The sequence below is a fragment of the Kocuria sp. GQ42 genome (genome assembly GCF_059758435.1).
This window is the reverse complement of record NZ_JCAXEN010000004.1, coordinates 176,631-195,409: the sequence shown is the minus strand read 5'-3', so window position 1 is coordinate 195,409 and position 18,779 is coordinate 176,631. Positions and strand designations below refer to the sequence as shown.

At 72.3% G+C, this 18,779-nt stretch carries 11 protein-coding genes and 1 tRNA gene; 10 read left to right on the top strand and 2 right to left on the bottom strand.

Translation table 11 applies throughout. From position 1 onward, the window contains the following. Positions 1-27 precede the first annotated feature (27 nt). The 4 genes from gltB to AC6CH6_RS10520 all read left to right on the top strand — a co-directional run bounded on the left by gltB (position 28) and on the right by AC6CH6_RS10520 (position 8,373). Positions 28-4,698, top strand: a complete 4,671-nt coding sequence (gene gltB, locus AC6CH6_RS10535) for a glutamate synthase large subunit (protein ID WP_498255095.1) — start codon at positions 28-30, stop codon at positions 4,696-4,698. Then, on the top strand, positions 4,691-6,154 hold the full coding sequence (locus AC6CH6_RS10530; protein ID WP_419967201.1) for a glutamate synthase small subunit: 1,464 nt from the start codon (positions 4,691-4,693) through the stop codon (positions 6,152-6,154). The genes gltB and AC6CH6_RS10530 overlap by 8 nt, the downstream gene beginning before the upstream one ends. Before the next feature lie 267 nt (positions 6,155-6,421). After that, positions 6,422-7,900, top strand: a complete 1,479-nt coding sequence (gene pyk, locus AC6CH6_RS10525) for a pyruvate kinase (RefSeq protein WP_498255094.1) — start codon at positions 6,422-6,424, stop codon at positions 7,898-7,900. Next, positions 7,897-8,373 carry a PaaI family thioesterase gene (locus AC6CH6_RS10520; protein WP_498255093.1) on the top strand — a complete coding sequence of 159 codons (477 nt, stop codon included), beginning with the start codon at positions 7,897-7,899 and terminating at the stop codon, positions 8,371-8,373. Before pyk ends, AC6CH6_RS10520 begins: the two co-directional genes overlap by 4 nt. Before the next feature lie 50 nt (positions 8,374-8,423). On the opposite strand, the gene AC6CH6_RS10515 is transcribed toward AC6CH6_RS10520, so the two are convergent. Next, a tRNA-Leu gene (locus AC6CH6_RS10515) sits at positions 8,424-8,507 on the bottom strand. A gap of 254 nt (positions 8,508-8,761) precedes the next feature. Here AC6CH6_RS10515 and AC6CH6_RS10510 point away from each other — a divergent pair. From AC6CH6_RS10510 to rpsA, 4 genes are all read left to right on the top strand, one after another. Then, positions 8,762-9,337, top strand: coding sequence for an ANTAR domain-containing response regulator (locus AC6CH6_RS10510; RefSeq protein WP_133410381.1), 576 nt, complete (start codon positions 8,762-8,764; stop codon positions 9,335-9,337). Positions 9,338-9,419: 82 nt separating this feature from the next. Further along, the gene (polA, locus tag AC6CH6_RS10505; protein WP_498255092.1) at positions 9,420-12,308 is read left to right on the top strand and encodes a DNA polymerase I; all 2,889 of its coding nucleotides are present in this window, start codon (positions 9,420-9,422) and stop codon (positions 12,306-12,308) included. Between the two features lie 62 nt (positions 12,309-12,370). Next, positions 12,371-13,783, top strand: coding sequence for a GNAT family N-acetyltransferase (locus AC6CH6_RS10500; protein ID WP_419967198.1), 1,413 nt, complete (start codon positions 12,371-12,373; stop codon positions 13,781-13,783). A 172-nt stretch (positions 13,784-13,955) separates the two neighbouring features. Next, on the top strand, positions 13,956-15,446 hold the full coding sequence (gene rpsA / locus AC6CH6_RS10495) for a 30S ribosomal protein S1 (RefSeq protein WP_419967197.1): 1,491 nt from the start codon (positions 13,956-13,958) through the stop codon (positions 15,444-15,446). 114 nt (positions 15,447-15,560) lie between these two features. Here the strand turns inward: rpsA and AC6CH6_RS10490 are convergent, their stop codons facing one another. Next, entirely contained in the window at positions 15,561-16,280 is a 720-nt protein-coding gene (locus AC6CH6_RS10490) for a YigZ family protein (protein ID WP_419967196.1), read from the bottom strand. Positions 16,281-16,370: 90 nt separating this feature from the next. On the opposite strand from AC6CH6_RS10490, the gene AC6CH6_RS10485 reads away from it, so the two are divergent. Both AC6CH6_RS10485 and coaE read left to right on the top strand, forming a co-directional pair. Continuing rightward, positions 16,371-18,092 (top strand): alpha-amylase family protein, encoded by a 1,722-nt coding sequence (locus tag AC6CH6_RS10485; protein ID WP_498255091.1) that lies wholly within the window; start codon positions 16,371-16,373, stop codon positions 18,090-18,092. A gap of 44 nt (positions 18,093-18,136) precedes the next feature. Then, the gene (gene coaE, locus AC6CH6_RS10480; RefSeq protein WP_126350096.1) at positions 18,137-18,754 is read left to right on the top strand and encodes a dephospho-CoA kinase; all 618 of its coding nucleotides are present in this window, start codon (positions 18,137-18,139) and stop codon (positions 18,752-18,754) included. Positions 18,755-18,779 lie beyond the last annotated feature (25 nt).

The window sequence follows — 18,779 nt, the reverse complement described above, 5'->3', positions numbered from 1 at the left end:
GCATCCCATGGTGAGGAGACGTCAGTCATGACCTCTACCCCGGCCGGCACCCCCGGTGACACTTCCGCACAGGGCGGCACGGACCCGCGTCCGGCCGATCCCGCCGAGACCGCGCAGGAGCAGCCGGAGTCCCCGTTCGAGCAGTTCTCCAACGCGCCCGAGGAGCAGGGCCTCTACCACCCGGACGAGGAGAAGGACGCGTGCGGCCTCGCCGTGGTCGCGACCCTCAACGGCGCCCCGAGCCACGAGATCGTCGACGCGGCGCTGACGGCGCTGCGCAACCTGGAGCACCGCGGCGCCGTGGGCGGCGACGAGGGCACCGGTGACGGCGCCGGGCTGCTGACCCAGCTGCCGGACGCGTTCTTCCGCGCCGTGCTGGACTTCGAGCTGCCGCCGCTGGGCGGCTACGCCGTGGGCACCGCGTTCCTCCCGCACGGCGGGGAGAACGCGGAGCGGATCCAGGGCGCCCTCGAGGAGCTCGCGCGCTCCGAGGAGCTGCAGGTCCTCGGCTGGCGGCCCGTTCCGGTCGCCGAGTCCGTGGTGGGCCGCTCCGCGCGGGAGGTCATGCCCTACTTCGTGCAGCTCTTCGTGGCCGAGACCACGCCGGCCCCCGAGGACGAGGCCGCCCGGCGGCGCCTGGACCAGAAGGCGTTCCGGCTGCGCAAGCGCGCCCAGAACCGGTCCGGCGTCTACTTCCCCTCGCTGTCCTCGCGCACGATCGTCTACAAGGGCATGCTGACCACCCAGCAGCTCGAGCCCTTCTACCCGGACCTGTCCGACGAGCGGTTCACCACCGAGCTCGCGATCGTGCACTCCCGGTTCTCCACGAACACCTTCCCCTCGTGGCCGCTGGCCCAGCCCATGCGCACGCTCGCGCACAACGGCGAGATCAACACCGTCAAGGGCAACCGGAACTGGATGCGCGCCCGCCAGTCGCAGCTGAAGTCCCCGCTGCTGGGCCGCAACCCCGAGGAGCTGTTCCCGATCTGCTCGGAGGGCGCCTCCGACTCGCAGTCCCTGGACGAGGTCGCCGAGCTGCTCGTGCTCGCCGGCCGGCCCGTCACCCAGGCCATGATGATGATGATCCCGGAGGCCTGGGAGAACCACGAGACCATGGACCCCGCCCGCAAGGCGTTCTACCGCTACCACGCCTCCTTCATGGAGCCGTGGGACGGGCCCGCCGCGGTGGCCTTCACCGACGGCGTGCAGGTCGGGTCCCTGCTGGACCGCAACGGGCTGCGCCCCGGCCGGTTCTGGGTCACGGACGACGGCCTGGTCGTCTTCGCCTCGGAGGTCGGCGTCGTCGACGTCGGGGACCGCAAGATCGTGCGCAAGGGCCGCGTGTCCCCGGGCACGATGTTCCTCGTGGACACCGCGCAGGGCCGGATCGTCGAGGACGCCGAGATCAAGGCCCAGATCGCCTCCGCCGCCCCGTGGGAGGAGTGGGCCGACAGCAACATCGTCGACATCACGGACCTCCCCGAGCGCGAGCACATGATCCACCCGCGCTCCTCCATCACCCTGCGCCAGAAGACCTTCGGGTACACGCAGGAGGAGCTGAAGATGATCGTCGGGCCCATGGCGGCCAAGGGCGCCGAGCCCATCTACGCGATGGGCACCGACACCCCGATCGCCGTGCTCTCCGAGAAGTCCCGCACCCTGTTCGACTACTTCGTGCAGTCCTTCGCCCAGGTCACCAACCCCCCGCTGGACGCCATCCGCGAGGAGCTCGTCACGAGCCTGCGCGGCTCCGTGGGCCCCTCCGGGAACCTGCTGACCACCGAGCGGGTGCGCACCCGCCAGGTCGCGGTGGACTTCCCGGTCATCGACAACGACCAGCTGGACCAGTTCCTGCACCTGGAGGGCGAGGACGGGATGCCCGCGGCCCTCAAGGTGCGGGGCCTGTACCGCCCCGACGGCGGCGCGGAGTCCCTGCGCGCCCGGATCGCGGAGATCTGCGAGAAGGTCTCCGCGGCCGTGGCCCGCGGCGTCGAGTACGTGATCGTCTCCGACCGCGACTCCAACGGCGCGTGGGCCCCGATCCCGTCGCTGCTGCTCACCTCGGCCGTGCACCACCACCTCCTGCGCTCCGCGACCCGCACCAAGGTGGCGCTGGTCGTGGAGGCCGGCGACGTGCGCGAGGTCCACCACGTGGCGCTGCTCATCGGCTACGGCGCGTCCGCGGTGAACCCCTACCTGGCGATGGAGTCCGCGGAGGAGCTGGTCCGCTCGGGCGACCTCACCGGGATCACTACCGAGCACGCGGTGCACAACCTGATCAAGGCCCTGGGCAAGGGCGTGCAGAAGATCATGTCCAAGATGGGCATCTCCACGGTCTCCTCCTACTGCGGCGCCCAGGTCTTCGAGGCCCTCGGCCTGTCGCGGGAGCTCGTGGACGACTACTTCACCGGCACCCACACCCAGATCGGCGGCATCGGCCTCGACGTGATCGCGGAGGAGACGGCCTCCCGCCACCGCCGGGCGTACCCGGCGGACGGCGTGACCGAGCCCCACCGGGACCTCGAGACCGGCGGCGAGTACGACTGGCGCCGGGACGGCCCGCCGCACCTGTTCAACCCCCAGACCGTCTTCCGGCTGCAGCACGCCACCCGCACCGGCCGCTACGACATCTTCAAGTCCTACACGAAGCTCGTGGACGACCAGACGAAGAAGCTGCTGACCCTGCGCGGGCTGCTCGGCTTCACCGCGGACCGCAAGCCGGTGCCGCTCGAGGAGGTCGAGCCCGTCAGCTCCATCGTCAAGCGCTTCCAGACCGGGGCGATGAGCTACGGCTCCATCTCCCAGGAGGCGCACGAGACCCTGGCGATCGCGATGAACCGGCTCGGCGCGAAGTCCAACACCGGTGAGGGCGGCGAGGACGTCGACCGGCTGCTCGACCCGCAGCGGCGCTCGGCGATCAAGCAGGTGGCCTCCGGCCGGTTCGGCGTCACGAGCCTGTACCTGACCAACGCCGACGACATCCAGATCAAGATGGCCCAGGGCGCCAAGCCCGGCGAGGGCGGCCAGCTCATGGCCCAGAAGCTGTACCCGTGGATCGCCCGCACGCGCCACTCCACCCCGGGCGTGTCCCTGATCTCGCCGCCGCCGCACCACGACATCTACTCGATCGAGGACCTGGCGCAGCTGATCTACGACCTCAAGCGCTCCAACCCGCGGGCCCGGGTGCACGTCAAGCTGGTCTCCGAGATCGGCATCGGCACCGTGGCCTCGGGCGTCACCAAGGCCAAGGCGGACGTGGTGCTCGTCTCCGGGCACGACGGCGGCACGGGTGCGGCCCCGCTGAACTCCCTCAAGCACGCCGGCGCCCCCTGGGAGCTCGGCCTCGCCGAGACCCAGCAGACGCTGATGCTCAACGGGCTGCGGGACCGCGTGGTCGTCCAGGCGGACGGGCAGATGAAGACCGGCCGGGACGTGATCGTCGCCGCGCTGCTCGGGGCGGAGGAGTTCGGCTTCGCCACGGCGCCGCTGATCGTCGAGGGCTGCATCATGATGCGCAAGTGCCACCTGGACACCTGCCCGGTGGGCGTGGCCACCCAGAACCCGGAGCTGCGCAAGCGGTTCACGGGGCGGGCCGAGCATGTGGTGAACTTCTTCGAGTTCATCGCCGAGGAGGTCCGGGAGTACCTGGCCCAGCTCGGGTTCCGCTCGATCGAGGAGGCCGTCGGGCACGCCGAGGTCCTCGAGACCAAGGACGCCATCGACCACTGGAAGGCGCACGGGCTGGACCTCTCGCCGATCCTGCACTCCACGGTGCTCGAGCACCGGGGCGCGGCGGTGCGCAACATGCGCGGCCAGGACCACGAGCTGGAGAAGCACTTCGACAACGAGCTGATCCGGCTCTCCCGGGCCGCCCTCGAGAAGCGCGAGCCCGTGCGGATCCAGCAGCACATCATCAACACGGACCGCGCGGTCGGCACGATGCTCGGCCACGTGGTGACGCGGACGTTCGGCACGGACGTCCTCGCGCACGACACCATCGACGTGACGCTCACGGGCCAGGCCGGCCAGTCCCTCGGCGCGTTCCTCCCGCAGGGCATCACCCTGCGGCTCGAGGGCGACGCCAACGACTACAGCGGCAAGGGCCTGTCCGGGGGGCGGATCATCGTGCGCCCCGAGCGGGACGCGGTGTTCGAGGCCTCCGAGAACGTCATCGCGGGCAACGTGATCGGCTACGGCGCCACGAGCGGGGAGATCTTCCTGCGCGGCACCGTGGGCGAGCGGTTCCTGGTGCGCAACTCGGGCGCCACCGCGGTGGTCGAGGGCATCGGCGACCACGGCTGCGAGTACATGACCGGCGGCACCGCCCTGGTGCTCGGCCGCACCGGGCGCAACTTCGGCGCCGGCATGTCCGGCGGCGTGGCCTACGTCATCGACCTCGCCGAGACCTCGGTCAACAAGCAGGCGCGCGACAGCGGCGAGCTGCAGCTGCTGCCCCTGGACGAGGCGGACGCCGAGGTGGTGCTGGCCCTCATCACGAAGCACGCCGAGGAGACGGGCTCCGAGCTCGCGGACCGGCTCCTGGCCGACCCCGTGGCCACGCTCGGGCGTTTCACCAAGGTCCTGCCGCGGGAGTACGCCGCCGTGCAGGGCATCCGCGAAGAGGCCCGGACCCAGGGGCAGGACCCCGACGGCGACGAGGCCTGGCACAAGATCCTGGAGGTGACGACCCGTGGCTGATCCGCGCGGTTTCATGAAGGTGACCGAGCGCGTCGACCGCCCCAAGCGGCCGGTGCCCGTCCGGATCATGGACTGGAAGGAGGTCCAGGAGGCCCAGGACCGGGGGGTCCTGCAGAAGCAGGCCGGCCGGTGCATGGACTGCGGGATCCCCTTCTGCCACGAGGGCTGCCCCCTCGGCAACCTGATCCCCGAGTGGAACGACCTCGTGTGGCGGGGCCTCGACGCCGAGGCGGTCGAGCGCATGCACGCCACCAACAACTTCCCGGAGTTCACCGGGCGGGTCTGCCCGGCCCCGTGCGAGTCCTCGTGCGTGCTCGGCATCAACCAGCCGGCGGTGACCATCAAGCAGATCGAGTACTCGATCGGGGAGATGGGCTTCGACGAGGGCATCGTCAAGCCGTACGTCCCGCAGCGCCTCGTCGGCAAGACCGTGGCGGTCGTGGGCTCCGGGCCCGGCGGCCTAGCGGTCGCCCAGCAGCTGACCCAGGCCGGGTTCACGGTGGCGGTCTACGAGCGCGACGACCGCATCGGCGGGCTGCTGCGCTACGGCATCCCCGACTTCAAGATGGAGAAGGAGGTCCTCGACCGGCGCCTCGACGTGATGCGCGCCGAGGGCACCCGCTTCCGCCCCGGGGTGGAGATCGGCAAGGACATCACCTGGGACCAGCTCAAGCGCCGCTACGACGCCGTCGTGGTCGCCACCGGTGCCACCCGGCCGCGGGACCTCGAGATCCCGGGCCGGGACCTGGACGGCGTCCACTTCGCGATGGACTACTTGGTGCAGGGCAACCGCGTGGTGGCCGGCGACGAGGTCGAGGACCAGATCTCCGCGGCGGGCAAGCACGTGATCGTCCTGGGCGGCGGCGACACCGGCTCCGACTGCATCGGCACCGCCAACCGCCAGGGCGCGGCGTCGATCACCTCCCTGGCGATCGGGCGCAAGCCCGCCGCCGACCGCTCCGACGCCGACCCGTGGCCCATGATGCCCAGGGTCTTCGAGGTGTCGAGCTCCCACGAGGAGGGCGGCGACCGCACCTACATGGCCTCCACCGTGGAGTTCGTGGGCGAGAACGGGAAGCTCACCGGCCTGAAGGTCGCCGAGACCGAGTACCTGCCCGACGGCCGGCGCGCGCCCAAGGGCGGCACCGAGCGGGTGATCCCGGCCGACCTCGTCTTCCTGGCGCTGGGCTTCACCGGCAACGAGTCCGAGGACATCACCGAGCAGATCGGTGCCGAGCTGGACGGCCGGACCAACCTGGCCCGGGACGACCGGTACATGACCAGCGTGGACGGCGTCTTCGCGTGCGGCGACGCCGGCCGCGGCCAGTCCCTCGTCGTGTGGGCGATCGCCGAGGGCCGCGCGTGCGCGGCCGCCGTCGAACGCTTCCTCATGGGCTCGACCCGTCTGCCGGAGCCCGTGGCCCCGACCGACCGGGCCATCGACCTCACCCTGTAGGACGGCACCGGGCCCGACGGTCCCGCGGCGCGGGCCGCCCCCTTCCGAGAGGGGGCGGCCCGCGCCGTCGCACGTCCGGGGCGGGACGACGGGCCGGGCGCCTCGACACCGGCGGCGGCGTTGGTAGGCTGGGAACGACCTCCCGCCCCAGGGCGGACATCCAGGCAGTGCGGCCGGGAGCTGCGTCGCGTCCTGCGCGACGGAGCCCCCGGCCGCAGTGCTGTGCACGTCCTCCCCGGTGGCATCCCTCGACCCAAGGCGGCACACATGCGACGAGCAAAGATCGTGGCCACGATCGGCCCGGCCATCTCCTCGTACGAGAACCTCTCCCAGGCGATCCGGTCCGGCATGAACGTGGCCCGGCTCAACATGAGCCACGGCGACCACTCCGTGCACGACGCGTCCTACGAGAACCTGCGGCGCGCCTCGGCGGACGTCGGGCAGACGGTCGCGATCCTCGCGGACCTGCAGGGACCGAAGATCCGGCTCGGCCGCTTCGCGGACGGCCCGCACGAGCTGCTCCCCGGCGATGTGTTCTCCATCACCGTCGAGGACGTCGAGGGCACCGCGAGCCTGTGCTCCACGACGCACAAGGCCCTGCCCGGCGACGTCAACGTGGGCGACCCGCTGCTCATCGACGACGGCCGGGTGGCCCTGCGCGCCACCGCCGTCTCCGACACCACGGTGACCACCGAGGTGGTCGTGGGCGGGGCGGTGTCCAACAACAAGGGCATCAACCTGCCCGGCGTGGCCGTGAACGTCCCGGCCCTGTCCGACAAGGACGAGGACGACCTGCGCTGGGCCCTGCGCCGCGGCGTGGACCTGATCGCCCTGTCCTTCGTGCGCGACGCCAAGGACATCGTGCGGGTGCACGAGATCATGGACGAGGAGGGCCGGCGGCTGCCCGTGATCGCCAAGATCGAGAAGCCGCAGGCGGTGGACTCCCTGCACGAGATCATCGACGCGTTCGACGGCATCATGGTGGCGCGCGGGGACCTGGGCGTGGAGCTGCCGCTGGAGCAGGTCCCGATCGTGCAGAAGCGCGCCATCGAGCTCGCCCGGCGCTGGGCCAAGCCCGTGATCGTCGCCACCCAGGTGCTCGAGTCGATGATCGACAGCCCGCGCCCCACCCGGGCCGAGGCCTCCGACTGCGCCAACGCCGTGCTCGACGGCGCCGACGCGGTCATGCTCTCGGGGGAGACCTCGGTGGGCAAGTACCCGATCGAGACGATCGAGACGATGGCCCGCATCATCGAGGCCATCGAGTCCCAGGCCCTCGAGCGCGTCCCGGCCCTCGGCACGGAGCCCCGCACCCGCGGCGGTGCGGTGACGCGGGCGGCGGTGACCATCGCCCGGCAGCTCGACGTCAGCTACCTCTGCACGTTCACCCAGTCCGGGGACTCCGCCCGCCGGCTCTCCCGGCTGCGCCCGGCCCACCCGATCCTGGCCTTCACCCCCGAGCCCCTCGTCACGGCGCTCATGTCCCTGCTGTGGGGCGTGCAGCCCATCCAGGTCGCGAAGGTCGACCACACGGACGAGATGACCCGGCAGGTCGACCTGCACCTGCAGGAGCAGGGCCTGGCGGGCAAGGACGACCTCGTGGTGATCTGCGCCGGCTCGCCCCCCGGGGTCGCCGGCACCACGAACCTCGTCAAGGTGCACCGCGTGGGCGACGTGGCCGACGCCGGGGAGCTGCTGGGCAGCGGGCAGCGGCGCGAGCGCGTGGGACCGTGGCGGGAGGGGTGAGCAGCCCCCCGGCCATGACCCCCGAGGAGCACTCCCGGGACCTGCGCGAGCACGGGGTCCCCGAGGAGCTGCACGCCGCCTTCCCCGGTCACGGGATGGGCGGTCTGGCCCGGGCGATGGGCATCCGGTTCACGGAGCTCACGCCCGGGCGGGCGGTCGCCACGATGCCGGTCGAGCCGAACACGCAGCCGGGCGGGATCCTGCACGGGGGAGCGCACTGCGTCCTCGCCGAGACGCTCGCCTCGACCGCGGCGAGCGTGCACGCCGGTCCGGGGCGGTACGCGGTGGGTGTCGACGTCAACGCGACGCACCAGCGCGGCGTGGCCTCCGGGACGGTCACCGGCACGTGCACGGCGCTGCACCTGGGCGCCACGCTCACCGTCCACGAGGTCGTGATGACCGACGAGCAAGGGCGGCGGCTGTCCACCGCCCGGGTCACCAACCTGGTGCGGGAGCGGGGCGCCGCGGGCTGACGGCACGGGGGGTGGGACGAGAAGACCCCGGACCGAGAGGTCCGGGGTGCTGGTGCCCAAGGTGGGACTCGAACCCACACTCCAGGGGAACCGCATTTTGAGTGCGGCGCGTCTGCCAATTCCGCCACTTGGGCCTGCGGTCGCAGTCCGCGCCGCCTCGGGAGGGCGGCTCCTGCGCTCGACCACTCTACAACAGTTATAGGCTGGGGCTGATCGGACGGAACGCGCGGCGCCGGGCAGTCGGGCGCCGCCGGCCCCGCTGCCCGCGCGGCGCGGGCAACGACGCACCAGCAGCCAAGGAGTCAGCGTGACGGAGCAGCCGAACCCCTCCCCGGCGGAGGAGCCCGAGACCCGCGACGACCCGTCCGGCGAGGCGGCGGAGCGCGACCTGCGCCCGGCCCGCCGGGTGGTGGTCGCCGAGGACGAGACCCTGATCCGCCTGGACATCGTGGAGATGCTCCAGGACGCGGGCTACGAGGTGGTCGCGGAGGCCGACAACGGCCAGCGCGCCGTGGAGCTCGCCCGCGAGCACCGCCCCGACCTCGTGCTCATGGACGTGAAGATGCCCGTCCTGGACGGGATCACCGCGGCGGAGCAGATCGCCTCGGACCGGATCGCCCCGGTGGTCCTGCTGACGGCCTTCAGCCAGCGGGAGCTCGTGGAGCGGGCCCGCGAGGCGGGGGCCATGGCCTACGTGGTCAAGCCGTTCACGGTGGACGACCTCGTGCCGGCCATCGAGATCGCGATCTCCCGCGCCGAGGAGATCGCCGCGCTCGAGCGCGAGGTCTCGGACATGAAGGAGCAGTTCGCCACCCGCAAGCTCGTGGAGCGCGCGAAGTCGCTGCTGACCACCAAGATGGGGCTCACCGAGCCCGAGGCGTTCCGCTGGATCCAGAAGACCTCCATGGACCGCCGGCTGTCCATGCGGGAGGTCGCCGAGGCCATCATCAACCAGGTCGCCTGAGCGCACCGCCCGGCCGCGGGCTGACCCGCCGGGCCCCGGCGGACCGCCCGCCCCGGCTCCCGCCCGGCCCTAGGATGGGTCCGTGGAGAAAACGACGCAGCACACGCAGACCGACCCGAGCCCCGAGACCGCTGTCCGCACGGTGACCGTCGGGACCGACACCGACCACCCCGTCGACGTCGAGATCCCCCACCCGGTCTCCCGGCCCGACCGGAAGCTGCTGCTGGTCGACGGCCACTCCCTGGCCTTCCGCGCGTTCTTCGCGCTGTCCCGCGCCGCGGAGTACGGCGGCGGGCCCGCCTTCGTGACCTCCGACGGCCGGCACACCGAGGCCGTCTACGGCTTCGTGAACACGCTCGTGAAGCTGATCCGCGAGCAGAAGCCCACCCACCTGGTGGTCTCCTTCGACCTCGACGGCCCCACCCTGCGCTCCCAGGAGTACGAGGAGTACAAGGGCGGGCGGGACGAGACGCCCGAGGAGTTCCACGGGCAGGTCCCGCAGATCCGCCGGATCCTCGACGCCCTGGGCGTGCCCGTGGTCACTGCCGAGGGCCACGAGGCCGACGACGTCCTCGCCACCCTCGCCCGCCGCGGCGCCGAGCAGGACTACGAGGTGCTGGTCTTCTCCGGGGACCGGGACGCCTTCCAGATGATCGACGAGCACGTCACGGTGGTCTACCCCGGGCGCACCCCGTCCGACCTCAAGCACATGGACGCCGCCGCCGTGGTGGAGAAGTACAAGGTGCCGCCCCAGCACTACCCGGACCTCGCGGCCCTGACCGGGGAGCAGGCCGACAACCTCCCCGGGATCCCCGGCGTGGGCGCGGGGTTCGCGGCCAAGTGGATCCTCGCCTACGGCGGCGTCGACACGATCCTCGCGCACGCGGACCGCGTCAAGGGCAAGAAGGGCGAGGCGCTGCGCGAGCACCGCGCCGACGTCGAGCGCAACCGCCGGCTCAACCGCCTGATCACCGATCTCGCGCTGGACGTCGACCTCGCCGACGCCGGTCTGCCCGTGCCCGACGCCCAGGCGGTGGGGGAGGTCTTCGACGACCTCGAGTTCGGCGACGGCCTGCGCAACCGGCTCTTCGACGCCTTCGGGCGCCCCGCCGAGGAGGCGGCCCCGCCGGCCGATCTCGGCCTGGGCGAGGTCGAGCGCCCCGGCACCGCCGAGGACCTCGAGCAGTGGCTGGCCGGCGGGGAGGGCCCCGTGGTGCTGCACGCCCTGCACCGCGACGACGACCCCGTGCTGCCGGGCGCCCGCGAGCTCGCCGGGGCGGTCCTCGCCCGCGGCGGCCACCAGCCGTCCGCGCTGTTCCTGGACCTCGCGGCCGCCGACTCCGACCTCGAGTCCGCGCTGGCCCGCTGGCTGGCCGACGCGGACCTGCCCAAGATCGTGGACGGGCTCAAGGACGTCTGGAAGTCCCTCGCGGTGCGCGGCCTGCCGCTGGCCGGGGTCGTGGACGACCCCCAGCTCTCGGCCTACCTGCTGCAGCCGGCGCGGCGCAGCTACGAGCTCCCCGCGCTGCTCGAGGACCGGCTCGGTCTGGCGGTGGCGCCCGCCGCGGACGGCTCCGCCGCCGAGGGGCAGCAGCAGCTCGCCCTGGACGCCGAGCCCTGGCCCGCCCCGGCGGTGCTGCGGCGGGAGGCGGAGCTGGCGGTCGCCACCGTCCAGCTCTCCGAGCACCTGCTGGAGAAGCTGGCCGAGACCCACCAGACCGCCCTCCTCACGGACCTCGAGCTGCCCCTGGCGGTGGTGCTGGGCCGGATGGAGCTCGCCGGGATCGCCGTGGACCCCGAGGGGGTGCAGGTCCTGCTCGACGACTTCGCCCGGGTGATCGAGCAGGCGCAGCAGGAGGCGCACGCCCAGATCGCGGAGCCCGTGAACCTCGGCTCCACCAAGCAGCTGCAGCAGGTGATGTTCGAGGAGCTGGGGCTGCCGAAGACCAAGAAGATCAAGTCCGGCTTCACCACCGACGCCGACGCCGTGGCGGAGCTGCTCACCCGCACCGACCCGGACTCCCAGGGGCACCGCTTCCTCGCCGGCCTGCTGGCCTACCGGGACGCCAACAAGCTCCGCCAGACCGTCGAGGGCCTGCAGAAGGCCATCGCCGAGGACGGCCGTGTGCACACCACCTACATGCAGAACGTCGCCGCCACCGGCCGGCTGTCCTCCACCAACCCCAACCTGCAGAACATCCCCGTGCGCACCGAGGAGGGCCGCCGCATCCGCGGGCTGTTCGTGGTCGGGCGCCCGGAGGACGGGCGGGCCTACGAGCAGCTGCTCACCGCCGACTACTCCCAGATCGAGATGCGCATCATGGCGCACCTGTCCGGGGACGAGGCGCTGATCGAGGCGTTCCGCAGCGGCGAGGACCTGCACCGCTTCGTCGGCTCGAAGATCTTCGGCGTGGCCCCGGAGGAGGTCACCGCGCCCATGCGCTCCAAGGTCAAGGCCATGAGCTACGGGCTGGTCTACGGGCTGAGCTCCTTCGGGCTCTCCAAACAGCTGCGGATCCCTGTGGACGAGGCCCGCACCCTGATGAGCGACTACTTCACCCGGTTCGGGGCGGTGCGCGACTACCTGCGCGGCGTCGTGGAGCAGGCCCGCGAGGACGGCTACACGGCCACGATCGACGGACGCCGCCGATACCTCCCGGACCTCTCCAGCGACAACCGGCAGCTGCGCTCCATGGCCGAGCGCGCCGCCCTCAACGCCCCCATCCAGGGCTCGGCCGCCGACATCATCAAGAAGGCGATGCTCGGGGTGGACCGGCGCTTCGCAGACGAGGGCCTCGGCTCCCGGATGCTCCTGCAGGTCCACGACGAGCTCGTGGTGGAGGTCGTGCGCGGGGAGCGCGAGACCGTGGAGCGGGTGCTGCGCGAGGAGATGGGCGGCGCCGCCGAGCTGTCGGTGCCGCTGGAGGTCAACGTCGGCGCGGGCCGCTCCTGGCACGAGGCGGCCCACTGACCGGCCGGACCGGCGCCCCGGCCGGCCCGCTCCCCGACCCCACCGCGAACGAGGAACCCACCATGGACCCCCAGCACGACGCTCCGACGACACCGTCCACCCCCGGCACCGTGACCGAGTCCTACTCGGCCGGCGGGCACGACTACACCTTCGCGGAGTTCGGCGTGGGCCCCGGCGGCGTCGCGGCCAACCCCGCCGCCGTGGAGTGGGTGCGGGCCATCCGGCAGGGCTTCCACCAGGCGGAGCCGACCGACGAGACCCTCGAGCGCACCCTGTCCTGGATGCACGCCGAGCGGGTGCGGCTGCGGGCGGCGTACCCGCACGCCGTGCCGGAGGCGGCGCTCCCCACCCGGCGGCCCGTGGCGACCTTCACCTCCTGGGAGGGCTCGCTCAACGCGGGCCGCGGCCGGCTGCTGCGGGCCCGGCTCATCTCCGAGGTCACCGTGCGGCCCACGCACAGCCGCCGCGGGCTGCTGCGCCGGCTCATGACCGGGGAGCTCGACCGCGCCCGGCGGGACGGCTACCCCGTGGCGCTGCTGACCGCGACCGAGGCCACCATCTACGGCCGGTTCGGCTTCGGCGCGGCCACGTTCAACCGCGAGGTCACCGTTGACGCCACGACCCGCCTGCAGCTCAAGGCGCCGACCGTGGGCAGCGTGGAGATGGCCGACGGCGAGGCGGTGCGCCAGCTCGCCCCCGTGCTCTTCCAGCGCTTCCACGAGAGCTCCCACGGATCGGTGAGCCGGGTGGCCTACCACTGGCCCGAGTACACGGGGGAGTACGCCATCACCCCGCAGAAGGCGGACCCCGAGGTGCGCTGCGCCGTGCACTACGACGACGCGATGCGCCCGGACGGCTACGTGACCTACCGGTTCGAGCCCAACACCTCCTATCCGCTGACCCTGACGGTGCTCGACCTCGTGGGCGCCTCCCCGGACGTGTCGATCGCCCTGTGGGAGTTCGTGACCTCCCTGGACCTCGTGGACCAGGTCCGCTTCGGCCGCGCCCCCGTGGAGGACCCGCTGGTGTGGGCGATGGCGGACCGGGCCAAGTACCGCGTCACCGCGGAGTCCGACAAGGTGTGGGTGCGGGTCCTGGACCCCGCCGCCGCGCTGGAGGCCCGCCCGTACACCTTCCGCGGGCGGATCGTGATCTCCCTCGTGGACTCGATGGGCTACGCCGACGGCGTCTGGGCGCTGGACACCAGCGGCGGGACGCCCGTGGTCGAGCGGCTGGGCGACCGGCCCCGCACCGCCGACGACGACGCCGGGCGCTCCGTCCCCGCGGTGGAGCTGCCCGACGGGGCCGACGTGGCGATGCGGGTGGACGTGCTCGGGTCCCTGTACCTCGGGGCGGTGAAGGCGAGCACCCTCGCGCAGGCGGGGCTGATCGTGGTTCGGGACGAGGACGCGCTGCGGGACCTGCAGGACTTCATGGAGACCCCGACCGCCCCGTACGGCGTCACACAGTTCTGAGCCCGCGCGGCGCGGCGGGTCGCGTGTTGCGCCCCTTTTCCTCCGTCCGTAGACTGACCCGGTGCGTGCTCTGCACGTGCCCTGTCCAGCAATCCTTCGGAACGGCCGCGGTCCGGCCGGACAATCTCCGTTCCGACTGATCACAAACTATCCCCATCGGAGCCCCTACTACATGACCACCACCACCCCGCAGGTTGCCGTCAACGACATCGGGTCCGCCGAGGACTTCCTCGCCGCTGTCGACGCGACCATCAAGTACTTCAACGACGGCGACCTCGTCGAGGGCACCGTCGTCAAGGTCGACCGCGACGAGGTCCTTCTCGACATCGGCTACAAGACCGAGGGCGTCATCCCGTCCCGCGAGCTGTCCATCAAGCACGATGTCGACCCGGACGAGGTCGTGACCGTGGGTGATGAGGTCGAGGCTCTGGTCCTCACCAAGGAGGACAAGGAAGGCCGCCTGATCCTGTCCAAGAAGCGGGCTCAGTACGAGCGCGCCTGGGGCGACATCGAGAAGATCAAGGAGGACGACGGCGTCGTCACCGGCACCGTCATCGAGGTCGTCAAGGGTGGCCTCATCCTCGACATCGGCCTGCGCGGCTTCCTCCCCGCCTCCCTCGTCGAGATGCGCCGCGTGCGCGACCTCGCGCCGTACATCGGCCAGCAGATCGAGGCGAAGATCATCGAGCTGGACAAGAACCGCAACAACGTGGTCCTGTCCCGCCGTGCCTGGCTCGAGCAGACCCAGTCCGAGGTCCGCTCCAACTTCCTGCACAAGCTCGAGAAGGGCCAGGTACGCACGGGCACGGTCTCCTCGATCGTCAACTTCGGTGCCTTCGTGGACCTGGGCGGCGTCGACGGCCTCGTGCACGTCTCGGAGCTGTCCTGGAAGCACATCGACCACCCCTCCGAGGTCGTCGAGGTCGGCCAGGAGGTCACCGTCGAGGTCCTGGACGTCGACATGGACCGCGAGCGCGTCTCCCTGTCGCTGAAGGCGACCCAGGAGGACCCGTGGCAGCTGTTCGCCCGCACCCACGCCCTCGGGCAGGTCGTGCCGGGCAAGGTCACCAAGCTCGTCCCCTTCGGTGCGTTCGTGCGCGTCGAGGACGGCATCGAGGGCCTGGTGCACATCTCCGAGCTGGCCCAGCGCCACGTGGACATGGCCGAGCAGGTCGTCTCCGTGGGCGACGAGCTGTTCGTCAAGGTCATCGACATCGACCTGGACCGCCGCCGCATCTCGCTGTCGCTCAAGCAGGCCAACGAGGGCGTGGACCCGGACTCCACCGAGTTCGACCCGGCCCAGTACGGCATGGCCGCCGAGTACGACGACCAGGGCAACTACAAGTACCCCGAGGGCTTCGATCCCGAGACCAACGAGTGGATCGAGGGCTACGAGACCCAGCGCGCCGCCTGGGAGCAGCAGTACGCCGACGCCCAGTCCCGCTGGGAGGCGCACAAGGAGCAGGTCCGGAAGTCGATCGCCGAGGACGCCGAGGCCGCCGCCGGCGGCACGACGAGCTCCTCGTCCTCGTCCTCCTCGTCCTCCACCTCGTCCGCGCCGGCCCCGACCAGCTACTCCTCCGAGGCCCCGGCCGCCGACTCCGGCACCCTGGCCTCCGACGAGGCCCTGGCCGCTCTGCGCGAGAAGCTGACCGGAGCCTGATCCGACAGGCATCGCCAGGCCGTTCCGCACGGCGCTGACCACGACGGCCCCCACCCTTCGCAGGGCGGGGGCCGTCGTGCTGTCCCCGGGGACGCCGGACCGGCCGGGCGCCGCTCAGGGCCGGCTGCCGGCGGGGGTGTCCACCCAGTCCGTGCCGACGGGCCGCAGGAGACCGGCGCCGGAGGTCAGCGAGGCCACGCGGGAGTGCAGCGCGGCGACGGCCGCGTCGTCGTCGGGCAGGGCGAGGCCCAGCTCCGCGCCGGCCGCCCCGTAGGCGGTGTCCAGGACCGTGGTCCCGGCCGCGCGCAGCTCGTTCTCGATCCGGCCCGCGTCCGCGTGGGAGGCGGGGAGCCGGTAGAGGCGCTGCCGCCGGCGGACCACCAGGGACGCGCCGTCGAGGGCCTGGGACACCGCCTCGGAGTAGGCCCGGACCAGCCCGCCGGCGCCGAGCAGGGTGCCGCCGAACCAGCGGACCACCACGGCGCTCACGTCCGAGAGGTCGGTGACGTCCCGGCCCGCCGCGTCCGTGGCGGTGCGCCGCAGCACGAGGGCCTCGAGCATCGGCAGGCCCGCGGTGCCGGCGGGTTCGCCGTCGTCCGAGGAGCGCTGCACGTCCCGGTCCGGGCCCAGGACGAACGCCGAGCAGTGGTGACGGGCGTCGTGGAACTCGCGCCGCAGCTCCTCGACCAGGGCCCGGGCCTCGGTCTCCGTGGACGCCCGCCGCAGCACCGCCAGGAAGCGGGAGCGCTTGATCTCCAGCTCGGCCACCGCCTCCGTGCCCGCGGCGAGCGTCGTGTACCGGGTCGCGCGGCTGAGCAGGGGGTCCGGGTCCATGCTCCCCACTCTAGGCCGCGCCCCGCGCGCCCTCGACGGGACCGGAACGGGGTGCTAGACAGGGGAGCAGCCGCGACCGAGGGAGCAGACATGCGCATCGCCGACACCTCCGACCTCTGGTGGAAGCAGGCGGTCGTGTACTGCGTGGACGTCGAGCGGTTCCTGGACACGGACGGCAACGGCGTCGGCGACATCGCCGGGCTGGCCGAGAGGGTGGACTACCTGGCGGAGCTCGGCGTCACCTGCCTGTGGCTCATGCCGTTCTACCCGACGCCGAACCGGGACGACGGCTACGACATCACCGACTTCTACGGCGTCGACCAGCGGCTGGGCGGCTTCGGCGACCTCGTGGAGCTCGTCCGCACCGCCCAGGACCGCGGTCTGCGGGTCATCGCCGACCTCGTGGTCAACCACACCTCCGACCAGCACCCGTGGTTCCAGGCCGCCCGCTCGAGCACGGACAGCCCGTACCGCGACTACTACGTGTGGCGGGCCGACGAGCCGCCGGACACCTCCGAGAAGGCCGTGTTCCCCGACCAGGAGGGTGGCATCTGGACCCGGGACGAGATCACCGGGCACTGGTACCTGCACCGCTTCTACCGGCACCAGCCCGACCTCAACCTCTCCCACCCCAAGGTGCGGGACGAGATCGCGAAGATCGTCGGGTTCTGGCTGCACCTGGGCCTCGACGGCTTCCGCGTGGACGGGATCCCCCAGCTGCTCACGCTGGCGCAGGGCGACGACTTCGAGAACCAGGGCGGGTTCACGGACCCGCACGGATTCCTGCGCTCACTGCGCAGGTTCGCCAACCGCCGCAACGGCCGGGCCGCCCTGCTGGGCGAGGTCAACCTGCCCTACCAGCAGCAGCTCGAGCTGTTCGGCACCGAGGACGCGGGGGAGTTGACCATGATCTTCGACTTCGTTGCCATGCAGAACCTGTACCTCTCGCTGGCCCGCCGGGACGCCGGGCCGCTGGCGACCGCCCTGAAGAACCGGCCCCGCATCCCGCAGGACGCCCAGTGGGCCAACTTCGTGCGCAACCACGACGAGCTCACCCTCGACCAGCTCTCCGCGTCCGAGCGGGAGGAGGTCTTCGCCGCCTTCGGGCCCGAGGAGCGCATGCAGATCTACGGCCGGGGCCTCACCCGGCGGCTGCCGCCCATGCTGGACGGGGACCGGCAGCGCATCCGGATGGTCTACTCGCTGCTCTTCTCCCTGCCGGGCACCCCGGTGCTGTACTACGGCGAGGAGATCGGGATGGGCGAGAACCTCGCCGCCGAGGGCCGCATGGCCGTCCGCACGCCCATGCAGTGGACCTCCGGGCGCAACGGGGGGTTCTCCTCCGCCGGCGCCGAGGACCTCTCCGGTCCCGTCGTCGAGGGAGAGTTCGGCCCCGCGGCCGTGAACGTGGCCGACGCCAAGCGGGACCCGGACTCCCTGCTGAACTTCGTCACCGCGCTGGCCCGCCGCTACCGCGAGTGCACCGAGCTGGCGTGGGGGCCCGCCGAGGTCCTGGACCAGCCGCGGCGGGAGGTCCTCGCCCACCGGTGCTCGTGGGAGGGCTCCGGCATCGTGGCGCTGCACAACTTCTCCGCCGAGCCCACCACGGTGCCGCTGCGGCTGCCGGACGAGGAGGAGGGCACCGAGCTGCTGGACCTGCTGGGCAACGGGACGTGCACCCTCGACGCCGACTCCTCGGCGGAGCTGGCCCTGGAGGGCTACGGATACCGCTGGCTGCGGGTGCAGCGGGCGCACGGGCCCGGCACGCTGCCGGACGTCATGACCACCGTGGCCGGGGCCGGGGAGGCGTGAGCGCCCGGCGGGGCGCGGCCGGGACCGGCCGATAGAATGGTCCCATGCTGACCATCGGACTCACCGGCGGGATCGCCTCGGGCAAGTCCACGGTCTCCCGGCGGCTCATGGAGCTCGGGGCCACCGTGGTCGACGCCGACGCGATCGCGCGGGCCCTGCAGGAGCCGGGCCGGCCCGGTCTCGAGGGGATCGTGGAGGAGTTCGGGCCCTCCGTGCTGACCCCGGACGGCCGCCTGGACCGGGCCGCGCTCGGCGCCCGCGTGTTCGCGGACCCGGAGGCGCGCTCCCGGCTCAACGCGATCATCCACCCCCTCGTCCGGGCGGAGGCGGAACGGCTCGCGGCCGCGGCCGGGGAGGACGCCGTCCTGGTCGAGGACATCCCCCTGCTCGTGGAGACCGGCCAGCACGGGCGCTTCGACCTCGTCCTCACGGTCCAGGCCCCGGCGGAGGAGCGCGTGCGGCGGATGGTCGAGGACCGCGGCATGACGGAGGCCGACGCCCGCGCCCGGATCGCCGCCCAGGCCACCGACGAGGAGCGGGCCGCCGTCTCCAGCACCGTGCTGGTTAACGACGGCACCGTGCAGCGCCTGCTCGACCGCGTGGACGCGTGGTGGGAGTGGCACGTGGAGCCGCGCCTGCCGTCCACGCCGTCCCCGGAGTGAGGCTCCACCTCAGGACGACCACGCG